This window comes from Streptomyces ardesiacus, from assembly GCF_003112575.1.
Taxonomy (GTDB): Bacteria; Actinomycetota; Actinomycetes; order Streptomycetales; family Streptomycetaceae; genus Streptomyces; species Streptomyces ardesiacus.
Window position 1 is genome coordinate 217791 of record NZ_BEWC01000002.1, and the last position, 11820, is coordinate 229610.

At 68.0% G+C, this 11820-nt stretch carries 10 protein-coding genes and 1 tRNA gene; 10 read left to right on the plus strand and 1 reads right to left on the minus strand.

Going from position 1 to position 11820, the window contains the following annotated elements; genetic code table 11:
- Nucleotides 1–61: 61 nt before the first annotated feature.
- A complete protein-coding gene (locus tag Sdi02f_RS07950) occupies nucleotides 62–1288 on the minus strand; it encodes a pyridoxal phosphate-dependent aminotransferase (RefSeq protein ID WP_108933005.1) in 1227 nt (408 codons plus the stop codon).
- A gap of 239 nt (nucleotides 1289–1527) precedes the next feature.
- On the opposite strand from Sdi02f_RS07950, the gene Sdi02f_RS07955 reads away from it, so the two are divergent.
- The 10 genes from Sdi02f_RS07955 (at nucleotide 1528) to rpoB (ending at nucleotide 11792) form a co-directional block, all read left to right on the plus strand.
- Nucleotides 1528–1600: transfer RNA gene (locus Sdi02f_RS07955), tRNA-Trp, on the plus strand.
- 108 nt (nucleotides 1601–1708) lie between these two features.
- Nucleotides 1709–1996, plus strand: a complete 288-nt coding sequence (gene secE / locus Sdi02f_RS07960; RefSeq protein ID WP_007443916.1) for a preprotein translocase subunit SecE — start codon at nucleotides 1709–1711, stop codon at nucleotides 1994–1996.
- A gap of 80 nt (nucleotides 1997–2076) precedes the next feature.
- Entirely contained in the window at nucleotides 2077–2964 is an 888-nt protein-coding gene (nusG, locus tag Sdi02f_RS07965; RefSeq protein ID WP_030400188.1) for a transcription termination/antitermination protein NusG, read from the plus strand.
- Nucleotides 2965–3137: 173 nt separating this feature from the next.
- Complete coding sequence (rplK, locus tag Sdi02f_RS07970; protein ID WP_003974315.1) at nucleotides 3138–3572, plus strand: 50S ribosomal protein L11; 435 nt, start codon at nucleotides 3138–3140, stop codon at nucleotides 3570–3572.
- Nucleotides 3573–3654: 82 nt separating this feature from the next.
- Nucleotides 3655–4380, plus strand: coding sequence for a 50S ribosomal protein L1 (rplA, locus tag Sdi02f_RS07975; RefSeq protein WP_030145437.1), 726 nt, complete (start codon nucleotides 3655–3657; stop codon nucleotides 4378–4380).
- A 145-nt stretch (nucleotides 4381–4525) separates the two neighbouring features.
- Complete coding sequence (locus Sdi02f_RS07980; RefSeq protein ID WP_031083311.1) at nucleotides 4526–5368, plus strand: SCO4651 family lipoprotein; 843 nt, start codon at nucleotides 4526–4528, stop codon at nucleotides 5366–5368.
- A 147-nt stretch (nucleotides 5369–5515) separates the two neighbouring features.
- The gene (locus tag Sdi02f_RS07985; protein WP_108933006.1) at nucleotides 5516–6364 is read left to right on the plus strand and encodes an SCO4651 family lipoprotein; all 849 of its coding nucleotides are present in this window, start codon (nucleotides 5516–5518) and stop codon (nucleotides 6362–6364) included.
- A gap of 316 nt (nucleotides 6365–6680) precedes the next feature.
- Nucleotides 6681–7211 carry a 50S ribosomal protein L10 gene (gene rplJ / locus Sdi02f_RS07990; RefSeq protein WP_030145440.1) on the plus strand — a complete coding sequence of 177 codons (531 nt, stop codon included), beginning with the start codon at nucleotides 6681–6683 and terminating at the stop codon, nucleotides 7209–7211.
- A gap of 117 nt (nucleotides 7212–7328) precedes the next feature.
- Nucleotides 7329–7718 carry a 50S ribosomal protein L7/L12 gene (rplL, locus tag Sdi02f_RS07995; protein ID WP_030400191.1) on the plus strand — a complete coding sequence of 130 codons (390 nt, stop codon included), beginning with the start codon at nucleotides 7329–7331 and terminating at the stop codon, nucleotides 7716–7718.
- 588 nt (nucleotides 7719–8306) lie between these two features.
- Nucleotides 8307–11792 (plus strand): DNA-directed RNA polymerase subunit beta, encoded by a 3486-nt coding sequence (rpoB, locus tag Sdi02f_RS08005; RefSeq protein ID WP_030400192.1) that lies wholly within the window; start codon nucleotides 8307–8309, stop codon nucleotides 11790–11792.
- Nucleotides 11793–11820 lie beyond the last annotated feature (28 nt).

Below are 11820 nucleotides of genomic sequence, written 5' to 3' on the forward strand. Positions count from 1 at the left end.
CACAAACAAACAGGGCCACCCCTCGACGTGGAGAGGTGGCCCCGCGAAGCGGACGCGGCCGTCAGTCCCGCGCCTCCGCCAGCAGCTTCTGGATCCGGCTCACGCCCTCGACGAGGTCCTCGTCCCCGAGCGCGTACGACAGCCGCAGGTACCCCGGCGTGCCGAACGCCTCGCCCGGCACCACCGCGACCTCGGCCTCCTCCAGGATGAGCGCGGCCAGCTCGACCGAGTCCTGCGGACGCTTGCCGCGGATCTCCTTGCCGAGCAGCGCCTTCACCGACGGGTAGGCGTAGAACGCGCCCTCCGGCTCGGGGCAGAGCACGCCGTCGATCTCGTTGAGCATCCGCACGATGGTCTGGCGGCGCCGGTCGAAGGCCTCGCGCATCTTCGCCACGGCGTCCAGGTCGCCGGAGACCGCGGCCAGCGCCGCCGCCTGGGAGACGTTGGACACGTTGGACGTCGCGTGCGACTGGAGGTTGGTCGCCGCCTTGACGACGTCCTTCGGGCCGATGACCCACCCGACCCGCCAGCCGGTCATGGCGTACGTCTTCGCCACGCCGTTGACCACGATGCACTTGTCGCGCAGCTCGGGCAGCAGCGCCGGCAGGGACACCGAGACGGCGTCGCCGTAGACGAGGTGCTCGTAGATCTCGTCGGTCAGCACCCACAGGCCGTGCTCGACGGCCCACGTGCCGATGGCCTCGGTCTCGGCCTCGCTGTACACGGCCCCCGTCGGGTTCGACGGCGACACGAAGAGGACGACCTTGGTCTTCTCGGTGCGCGCGGCCTCCAGCTGCTCCACCGTCACGCGGTAGCCGGTCGTCTCGTCGGCGACGACCTCGACCGGGACACCGCCGGCCAGCCGGATCGACTCCGGGTACGTCGTCCAGTACGGCGCCGGGACGATGACCTCGTCGCCCGGGTCGAGGATCGCGGCGAAGGCCTCGTAGATGGCCTGCTTGCCGCCGTTGGTGACGAGGATCTGCGACGGGTCGACCTCGTAGCCGGAGTCGCGCAGCGTCTTCGCGGCGATGGCGGCCTTCAGCTCGGGCAGCCCGCCCGCCGGCGTGTAGCGGTGGAACTTCGGGTTCTTGCACGCCTCGACGGCGGCGTCGACGATGTAGCCGGGCGTCGGGAAGTCGGGCTCGCCCGCGCCGAAGCCGATCACGGGACGCCCGGCGGCCTTGAGGGCCTTGGCCTTGGCGTCCACGGCGAGGGTCGCGGACTCGGAGATCGCGCCGACTCGGGCGGAGACCCGGCGCTCGGTGGGAGGGGTTGCAGCGCTCATGACCCCCATCGTTCCAGACCGGAAACCTCCCGGGCACAGGGGTTTCACGGACTGAACCGGACCGGTCCACGCCCTGAACGCCAGTCCGCTCCACGGCCTGAACATCAGTCCGGACGTGCTTTCTGTTCGACGCCCGGCCCGTGAGCACGTACACTCTCACCTCGTTGGCCTTCAGCGGCCGCGATCATCCGGTGCACACCAAGCACTCGGGCGGATGCGGTACGTTGGGGGACGAACAAAGGGTCGTAGCTCAATTGGTAGAGCACTGGTCTCCAAAACCAGCGGTTGGGGGTTCAAGTCCCTCCGGCCCTGCTACACACTCCATCGCCAGGATGTGTGCGCATGTACGTACAGCAATGCACCGCCGTGCGGCTCCAACCGGGCGCGGCACGGCCACGACCCGGAATCAGGTGAGGACGAGTGACGGACGCCGTGGGCTCCATCGACATGCCTGATGCCCAGGACGAGGCGCCGGACTCCAAGAAGAAGTCCCGCAAGGGCGGCAAACGAGGCAAGAAGGGCCCGCTCAAGCGGCTCGCGCTCTTCTACCGCCAGATCGTCGCGGAACTGCGCAAGGTCGTCTGGCCGAGTCGCAACCAGCTCACGACGTACACCACCGTGGTGATCATCTTCGTGGTCATCATGATCGGCCTGGTGACTCTGATTGACTATGGCTTCTCTCACGCCGCCAAGTACGTCTTCGGCTGAGTCGAGAGCGAAGGGCGCCGAGGTACCCGGCGCCCCTTTCGCGTGTTCCACCCCTATGTATCCAGGAAGAAGCAGCCACAGTGTCTGACCCGAACGTGAACGACGCCATCGAGCCGGTCGAGTCCGTCGAGGACGAGCTCGGCACCGTCGAGGGCGCCGACAACGAGGACACCGGGGCCTCCGCCGAGGCCGAGGCTGCCGACGACGCCGTCGTCGCCAAGGCGACGGAAACGGACGAGACGGACGAGGCGGACGCGGAAGCGGACGAGACCGCCGAGCCGGCCGCCGAGACCGATGCCGATGCCGAAGCCGGTGCGGACGAGGCCGAGGCCGAGGCCGACGAGCCCGATGTCGACCCGATCGAGAAGCTCCGCCAGGAGCTGCGCGTCCTGCCCGGCGAGTGGTACGTCATCCACACCTACGCCGGTTACGAGAACCGCGTGAAGACCAACCTCGAGCAGCGCGCCGTCTCGCTCAACGTCGAGGACTACATCTTCCAGGCCGAGGTGCCGCAGGAAGAGGTCGTCCAGATCAAGAACGGCGACCGCAAGACGATCCGGCAGAACAAGCTGCCCGGTTACGTCCTGGTCCGCATGGACCTCACCAACGAGTCGTGGGGCGTCGTCCGCAACACCCCCGGCGTCACCGGCTTCGTCGGCAACGCCTACGACCCGTACCCGCTGACGCTGGACGAGATCGTCAAGATGCTCGCCCCGGAGGCCGAGGAGAAGGCCGCCCGCGAGGCCGCCGAGGCCGAGGGCAAGCCCGCTCCGCAGCGCAAGGTCGAGGTCCAGGTCCTGGACTTCGAGGTCGGCGACTCGGTCACCGTCACCGACGGCCCGTTCGCGACGCTGCAGGCCACGATCAACGAGATCAACGCCGACTCGAAGAAGGTCAAGGGCCTCGTCGAGATCTTCGGCCGCGAGACCCCGGTCGAGCTGAGCTTCGACCAGATCCAGAAGAACTGACACCACTCCTTCTGGACGTACTGCTTCCGAGCAGGTCAGGCGGGCGTTCGCGCCCTGCCTGACCTGCTCGGTTTTTGGCCGCGCATCTATACCCGTTATCGTTGTGCGGTATGCCTGTGTCCGGGTAGCTCCCGAACGCGGGCAGGACCCGAATCGAAAGGACCCGGAGAGCTATGCCTCCCAAGAAGAAGAAGGTCACGGGGCTCATCAAGCTCCAGATCCAGGCCGGTGCCGCGAACCCGGCCCCGCCGGTCGGCCCCGCGCTGGGTCAGCACGGCGTCAACATCATGGAGTTCTGCAAGGCCTACAACGCCGCGACCGAGTCGCAGCGCGGCTGGGTCATCCCGGTGGAGATCACGGTCTACGAGGACCGCTCCTTCACCTTCATCACCAAGACGCCGCCGGCCGCCAAGATGATCCTCAAGGCCGCGGGCGTGGAGAAGGGCTCCGGCGAGCCGCACAAGACCAAGGTCGCGAAGATCACGCGTGACCAGGTCCGTGAGATCGCCACCACCAAGATGCCCGACCTCAACGCCAACGACCTGGACCAGGCGGAGAAGATCATCGCCGGTACCGCGCGTTCCATGGGCGTCACGGTCGAGGGCTGACCCTCCACCCCCGTAAGTCAAGCAGTAGTGGCAGGGCCTGCTCGGCCCGCACCACGACTCCTCAGAAGCCACAGGAGCAGTAGTGAGCAAGCGCAGCAAGTCTCTCCGCGCTGCGGACGCCAAGATCGACCGGGACAAGCTCTACGCCCCGCTCGAGGCCGTCCGTCTCGCCAAGGAGACCTCCACGAGCAAGTTCGACGGCACCGTCGAGGTTGCCTTCCGTCTGGGTGTCGACCCGCGCAAGGCCGACCAGATGGTCCGTGGCACCGTGAACCTCCCGCACGGCACCGGTAAGACCGCCCGGGTCCTGGTCTTCGCGACCGGTGACCGTGCCGAGGCCGCGCGTGCCGCGGGCGCCGACATCGTCGGCGCCGACGAACTGATCGACGAGGTGTCGAAGGGGCGTCTGGACTTCGACGCCGTCGTCGCCACCCCGGACCTCATGGGCAAGGTCGGCCGCCTCGGCCGCGTGCTCGGTCCCCGTGGTCTCATGCCGAACCCCAAGACCGGCACCGTGACCCCGGACGTCGCCAAGGCTGTCAACGACATCAAGGGCGGCAAGATCGAGTTCCGCGTCGACAAGCACTCGAACCTGCACTTCATCATCGGCAAGACGTCGTTCGACGACACCAAGCTGGTGGAGAACTACGGCGCGGCGCTGGAGGAGATCCTCCGTCTGAAGCCGTCCGCCGCCAAGGGCCGCTACATCAAGAAGGCCGCCATCAGCACCACGATGGGCCCCGGCATTCCGCTCGACTCCAACCGCACCCGCAACCTCCTCGTCGAGGAGGACCCGGCCGCGGTCTGAGCGAGCAGCTCGCCCCACCGGTTCAGGGGCCCCGCACCTTTCGAGGTGCGGGGCCCGTCCCTTTTTCCCCCGCCCTGGGTTAGCGTGCGGGCACCGGCCTCGCGCATGGGGCGCAGGAGCCGCACGGGGCGCAAGGGGTGGGCGGATGACGGGCACGAGGGCACGCCGTACGGTCGTCTCGGTCGTGGTGTCGGCCGTGCTGGCGTGCGGCACGGCGTGCACCGCCGGTGAGGGGCCCGCGCCCCGGCAGTCCGCCTCCGCGCCGCCGGGTCCGGCCGCGCGGACGTCCCGGCCGCCGGCTCTCACCGGTCCGTCGGCGGACGCCCTGCGGTCCGTCGAGCGGGCCACCGGACGGGCGGGTTCGGCCCGGGTGGAGTCCACGACCGTGATGGGCGGGGAGCTGTCCCTGGAGGCCGCGGGCGCCCTCGGCTGGCGCGACGACGGCCTCACCGGCACCCTGACGATCACCTACACGGGCGGAACGACCGCCGAGACCATGCGCAGCCTCGGCACCACCGCGATGGAGGCCCGCTACCTCCCCGACGCCTACTACGCCAGGATGGGCGACGAGTTCGCCGACCGGGTGGGCGGCCGGCACTGGATCAAGTACGTGTACGAGGACCTGGAGGACCTCGGCGGCGGGGCGGGCGCCGGGTTCGCCGACCAGATGCGCAAGACCACGCCCCACCAGGCGGTGAAGGCGCTGCTGACGGCGGAGGACGTGCGCAAGGTGGGCGAGGAGACGACGCGGGGTCGGCGCACCACGCACTGGTCCGGCACGGTGGGCGGGGAGACCGCCCAGACCGTCGACATCTGGGTCGACGACCGGAACCTGCTGGTCAAGAAGGTCGAGCGGGGACGGACGAAGACCGGGGAGCTGACCCAGACCGCCTACTACAGCGACTACGGCGTCCCGGTCTCCGCCCGGCGCCCGCCGGCCGGGGACACGGCGGACTTCAAGGAGCTGCTGGCGTCGCAGTCGGGCTGAGGCTCCCGCCGCCACGGAAATCACAAGATCGTTCGAACCGATTCGGTTACGCTCGCGTCCTTGTTGTGGAGAACTCCTGTGGAGCAGCGGTGGGTTTCCTGTGCCGCCCGCGCCCCTGTGCTCCCTGAATCCCGTGGGGGGATACCGATGAAGACGTCCGTACGTGTGCCCGTGGGCGCCGGCCTCGCCGCACTGCTGCTCGCCGCCGGGGCGGTGGGCTGTTCCAAGGAGGACAAGGCCTCCGAGTCCCCCGGGATGACCCCCGCGGCCGCCGTCGCCAAGGCCGCGAAGAACTCGGAGGAGATCGACTCCCTCCACTACCGCATGACCGGCAAGGTCCCCGTGGAGGGCCGGATCGAGGCGGAGGCGGAGATGCAGATCAAGCCGACGCTCGCGATGAGCATGAAGATGAAGGCGCTCGACCAGGGCGCCGACGGCACCGCGGAGATCCGGCTCGTCGACAAGGCCCTGTACCTCGGTGGCGGCCCCGAGGCGGCCAAGGAGATGGACGGCAAGAGCTGGATCAAGTTCGACCTGTCCGCGGGCGGCGCCGACGAGGAGCTGAACAAGCTGGGCGGCGCGTCCCAGGCCGAGAAGAACCCGGCCACGGAGTCCACCTTCCTCACCGGGGCCAAGGACGTCGAGAAGGTCGGCACCGAGACCGTCGACGGCGTGAAGACCACCCACTACAAGGGCACGGTCACCCTCGCCGACCTGGAGAAGACCATCGGGGACGAGGGCGAGGCCACCCGCAAGCAGCGGCAGAAGAGCCTCGAGCAGTACGAGAAGCTGGGCGTCGACAAGCTCAACATGGACATGTGGGTCGACGGCGACGACCGGACCAAGCAGTTCCGCATGCGGGCCGACGCGGAGCAGGGCCCGATGGACATCACCTTCACCTTCCTCGGCGTCAACGAGCCCGTGAAGGTCGCCGCGCCGCCGGCCGCGGAGGTCGCCGACCTGGCCGAGATGATGAAGGAGGCCCAGCAGGGCTGAGACGCCGCGCCCGGCCCGCCCGGGTCGCCGCGGGGGCGGATTTGCTCGACACTGCCCCGTTCACGTACGCTCTCCCAGAAGCCAAAGACCGCTGGTCGTTGCCGTGTGTTCGCAAGAGGACACGGTGGCCGAAGGATCCGCTGAACTGCGGACGACCCGCGCAGGTGACTGTGGATGAGCTCCCGGAAGTCCCCGCCCCGTGCGGATGACGATCGGTCGAGCCACGCCCCGTGCGCCTGCGCCGGGGCGTTTCGTTTTCCCCAGTCCTCCTTCGGGTCCGCGCGGTCAGAATCACCCGGAAGGAGGCCGAGGCTCTATGGCGACGCCCGAAAAGGCTGCCGCGGTTGCCGAGCTGACGGACAAGTTCCGCAGCTCCAACGCCGCCGTGCTGACCGAGTACCGCGGTCTCACCGTGGCGCAGCTCAAGACGCTGCGCCGGTCGCTCGGTGAGAACGCCCAGTACGCCGTGGTGAAGAACACGCTGACCAAGATTGCGGCCAACGAGGCCGGGATCACGCTCGACGACCAGCTCTTCGCTGGTCCGACGGCCGTCGCCTTCGTCACCGGTGACCCGGTGGAGTCGGCGAAGGGTCTGCGCGACTTCGCCAAGGACAACCCGAATCTCGTCATCAAGGGCGGTGTCCTTGACGGCAAGGCGATGACCGCCGACGAGATCAAGAAGCTTGCGGACCTCGAGTCCCGCGAGGTTCTGCTCTCCAAGCTGGCCGGTGCCTTCAAGGCGAAGCAGTCCCAGGCTGCCTCCGTCTTCCAGGCGCTGCCCTCGAAGCTCGTCCGCACCGTGGACGCGCTCCGTGCCAAGCAGGACGAGCAGGGCGGTGCCGAGTAACTCGGCTCGCTTTCTGATCCGGGCCGCCTGAGCGCGGCGCGGGTCGCAGCGGGCCGACGTACGCCCGCCACACCCCGTACATCCGGCACCTGCCGAATTAGTGGAAGGACCGCCATCATGGCGAAGCTCAGCCAGGACGACCTGCTCGCCCAGTTCGAGGAGATGACCCTCATCGAGCTCTCCGAGTTCGTGAAGGCCTTCGAGGAGAAGTTCGACGTCACCGCCGCCGCGGCCGCCCCGGTCGTCGTCGCCGGTGGCGGTGCCGCCGCCGGTGGCGCCGAGGCCGCCGAGGAGAAGGACGAGTTCGACGTCATCCTCACCGGTGCCGGCGACAAGAAGATCCAGGTCATCAAGGTCGTGCGCGAGCTGACCTCCCTGGGTCTGAAGGAGGCCAAGGACCTCGTGGACGGCGCCCCGAAGCCCGTCCTCGAGAAGGTCGCCAAGGACGCCGCGGACAAGGCCAAGGAGTCCCTCGAGGGCGCCGGCGCCTCCGTCGAGGTCAAGTAAGACCGCACCGGCACCACGGATCCGTCAGGGTCTGTAACGCCGTAGCACCGAGGAGCGATCATCCATCCGGGTGGTCGCTCTTCGGCGTATCCGGGGTCCGGCGGCGGCTGCCTTGCACCTGTGACGGTGGAGAGTAGGGTGATCTTCGTCGTGCCGTCTCCGGGGCCCTGAGAGCCGCTGGAGGCAACCGGTTCGGGCCAAGGGGGGCCTTGACGAACCGCACGCAGCGCGCAATTCTCAGGGCGTCGTCAAAGGATCCGAATCCGAGGCATGGATCGACGGCGAAGAGGGCAGTATCTGGGTGCGTTGAGGGCGAGGCCTTGCCGCACAGGTGGTGAGAACAACGAGGAGCGAACACGGTCCCCGAGAACCGCACTGGACATCAGTGGGCCAAGTGGCTACACTGACCCTTTGCGCTGCCTGTTAGCTGCCCCCTGCCCGTCACCAGGGGTCTGCCCTCGCCCGAGCACTGACGATCAGAGCCTGCCTGACCTGGCCTTTTAGCCACATCAGGCGCCCCCTGTCTCCGTGCAAGGAAGAGGGGCCGGTACGCGCGTAGTGAGTCCGAGCCCTCGGAAGGACCCCCTCTTGGCCGCCTCGCGCAATGCCTCGACCGCGAATACGAACAACGCTGCCAGCACCGCCCCGCTGCGCATCTCCTTTGCAAAGATCAAGGAGCCCCTCGAGGTTCCGAACCTCCTGGCGCTGCAAACCGAGAGCTTCGACTGGCTCCTCGGCAACGACGCCTGGAAGGCTCGCGTCGAGTCGGCTCTGGAGTCCGGTCAGGACGTCCCCACCAAGTCCGGTCTGGAGGAGATCTTCGAGGAGATCTCCCCGATCGAGGACTTCTCCGGGTCGATGTCGCTGACGTTCCGCGACCACCGTTTCGAGCCCCCGAAGAACAGCATCGACGAGTGCAAGGACCGCGACTTCACGTACGCGGCCCCGCTCTTCGTCACCGCCGAGTTCACCAACAACGAGACCGGCGAGATCAAGTCCCAGACGGTCTTCATGGGCGACTTCCCGCTCATGACCAACAAGGGCACCTTCGTCATCAACGGCACCGAGCGTGTCGTGGTCTCGCAGCTGGTCCGTTCGCCCGGCGTCTACTTCGACTCCTCCATCGACAAGACGTCCGACAAGGACATCTTCTCCGCCAAGATCATCCCGTCCCGGGGTGCCTGGCTGGAGATGGAGATCGACAAGCGCGACATGGTCGGTGTGCGCATCGACCGCAAGCGCAAGCAGTCCGTGACCGTCCTCCTCAAGGCCCTCGGCTGGACCACCGAGCAGATCCTCGAGGAGTTCGGCGAGTACGAGTCCATGCGCGCCACCCTGGAGAAGGACCACACCCAGGGCCAGGACGACGCGCTGCTCGACATCTACCGCAAGCTGCGTCCGGGCGAGCCCCCCACGCGTGAGGCCGCGCAGACGCTGCTCGAGAACCTCTACTTCAACCCGAAGCGCTACGACCTCGCCAAGGTCGGCCGCTACAAGGTGAACAAGAAGCTCGGCGCGGACGAGCCGCTGGACGCCGGCGTGCTCACCACCGACGACGTCATCGCCACCATCAAGTACCTGGTGAAGCTGCACGCCGGTGAGACCGAGACGGTCGGCGAGTCGGGCCGGGAGATCGTCGTCGAGACCGACGACATCGACCACTTCGGCAACCGCCGCATCCGCAACGTCGGCGAGCTGATCCAGAACCAGGTCCGCACGGGTCTCGCCCGTATGGAGCGCGTCGTGCGCGAGCGCATGACGACCCAGGACGTCGAGGCGATCACGCCGCAGACCCTGATCAACATCCGGCCGGTCGTCGCCTCCATCAAGGAGTTCTTCGGCACCAGCCAGCTGTCCCAGTTCATGGACCAGAACAACCCGCTGTCGGGGCTGACGCACAAGCGTCGTCTGAACGCCCTCGGCCCGGGTGGTCTCTCCCGTGAGCGGGCCGGCTTCGAGGTCCGCGACGTGCACCCGTCGCACTACGGCCGCATGTGCCCGATCGAGACGCCCGAAGGCCCGAACATCGGTCTGATCGGCTCGCTCGCCTCGTACGGCCGGATCAACCCGTTCGGCTTCATCGAGACGCCGTACCGCAAGGTCGTCGACGGCCAGGTCACCGACGAGGTGGACTACCTGACCGCCGACGAGGAGGACCGCTTCGTCATCGCGCAGGCCAACGCCACGCTCAACGACGACATGCGGTTCGCCGAGGGCCGCGTCCTGGTCCGCCGCCGCGGCGGCGAGGTCGACTACGTCCCCGGCGACGACGTCGACTACATGGACGTCTCGCCGCGCCAGATGGTGTCCGTCGCCACCGCGATGATCCCGTTCCTGGAGCACGACGACGCCAACCGTGCCCTCATGGGCGCGAACATGATGCGCCAGGCCGTGCCGCTCATCAAGAGCGAGTCCCCGCTCGTCGGCACCGGCATGGAGTACCGCTCCGCCGCCGACGCCGGTGACGTGGTCAAGGCCGAGAAGCCGGGTGTGGTCCAGGAGGTCTCCGCGGACTACATCACGACGACCAACGACGACGGCACGTACATCACGTACCGCCTGGCCAAGTTCTCCCGGTCCAACCAGGGCACCTCGGTCAACCAGAAGGTCATCGTCTCCGAGGGCGACCGCGTCATCGAGGGCCAGGTCCTCGCCGACGGTCCCGCCACCGAGAACGGCGAGATGGCGCTCGGCAAGAACCTGCTGGTCGCGTTCATGCCGTGGGAGGGTCACAACTACGAGGACGCGATCATCCTGTCGCAGCGCCTCGTGCAGGACGACGTCCTCTCCTCGATCCACATCGAGGAGCACGAGGTCGACGCCCGTGACACCAAGCTCGGCCCCGAGGAGATCACCCGGGACATCCCGAACGTCTCCGAGGAGGTCCTCGCCGACCTCGACGAGCGCGGCATCATCCGCATCGGTGCCGAGGTCGTCGCCGGCGACATCCTGGTCGGCAAGGTCACGCCCAAGGGCGAGACCGAGCTGACCCCGGAGGAGCGCCTGCTCCGTGCGATCTTCGGTGAGAAGGCCCGCGAGGTCCGCGACACCTCCCTGAAGGTCCCGCACGGCGAGATCGGCAAGGTCATCGGCGTCCGCGTCTTCGACCGTGAGGAGGGCGACGAGCTGCCGCCCGGCGTGAACCAGCTGGTCCGCGTCTACGTCGCGCAGAAGCGCAAGATCACCGACGGTGACAAGCTCGCCGGCCGCCACGGCAACAAGGGCGTCATCTCCAAGATCAACCCGATCGAGGACATGCCGTTCCTGGAGGACGGCACGCCCGTCGACATCATCCTGAACCCGCTGGGTGTCCCGTCCCGAATGAACCCGGGACAGGTCCTGGAGATCCACCTCGGCTGGCTCGCCAGCCGCGGCTGGGACGTCTCCGGCCTCGCGGAGGAGTGGGCGCAGCGCCTCCAGGCCATCGGCGCCGACAAGGTCGAGCCCGGCACCAACGTCGCCACCCCGGTCTTCGACGGTGCGCGCGAGGACGAGCTGGCCGGCCTGCTCCAGCACACCATCCCGAACCGCGACGGCGAGCGCATGGTGCTCCCCTCCGGCAAGGCGCGGCTGTTCGACGGCCGCAGCGGTGAGCCGTTCCCGGACCCGATCTCGGTCGGGTACATGTACATCCTCAAGCTCCACCACCTGGTCGACGACAAGCTGCACGCCCGTTCGACCGGCCCGTACTCGATGATCACCCAGCAGCCGCTGGGTGGTAAGGCCCAGTTCGGTGGCCAGCGCTTCGGTGAGATGGAGGTGTGGGCGCTGGAGGCTTACGGCGCCGCGTACGCCCTCCAGGAGCTGCTGACGATCAAGTCCGACGACGTGACCGGCCGCGTGAAGGTCTACGAGGCCATCGTCAAGGGCGAGAACATCCCTGAGCCCGGCATCCCCGAGTCCTTCAAGGTGCTCATCAAGGAGATGCAGTCCCTGTGCCTCAACGTGGAGGTGCTGTCCAGCGACGGCATGTCCATCGAGATGCGTGACACCGACGAGGACGTCTTCCGCGCTGCGGAGGAGCTCGGCATCGACCTGTCGCGGCGCGAGCCGAGCAGCGTCGAAGAGGTCTGACGGGAGTCAGGCGGGGCCTTCCACCCGA

Excerpts from the sequence above, each read along its gene's own strand:
- Sdi02f_RS07980 (WP_031083311.1), top strand. The coding sequence starts at position 4,526 with ATGACGGGCACGAGGGCACGCCGTACGGTCGTCTCGGTCGTGGTGTCG.
- rplJ (WP_030145440.1), top strand. The coding sequence starts at position 6,681 with ATGGCGACGCCCGAAAAGGCTGCCGCGGTTGCCGAGCTGACGGACAAG.
- rplL (WP_030400191.1), top strand. The coding sequence starts at position 7,329 with ATGGCGAAGCTCAGCCAGGACGACCTGCTCGCCCAGTTCGAGGAGATG.
- Sdi02f_RS07985 (WP_108933006.1), top strand. The coding sequence starts at position 5,516 with ATGAAGACGTCCGTACGTGTGCCCGTGGGCGCCGGCCTCGCCGCACTG.
- Sdi02f_RS07950 (WP_108933005.1), bottom strand. The coding sequence starts at position 1,288 with ATGAGCGCTGCAACCCCTCCCACCGAGCGCCGGGTCTCCGCCCGAGTC.
- rplK (WP_003974315.1), top strand. The coding sequence starts at position 3,138 with ATGCCTCCCAAGAAGAAGAAGGTCACGGGGCTCATCAAGCTCCAGATC.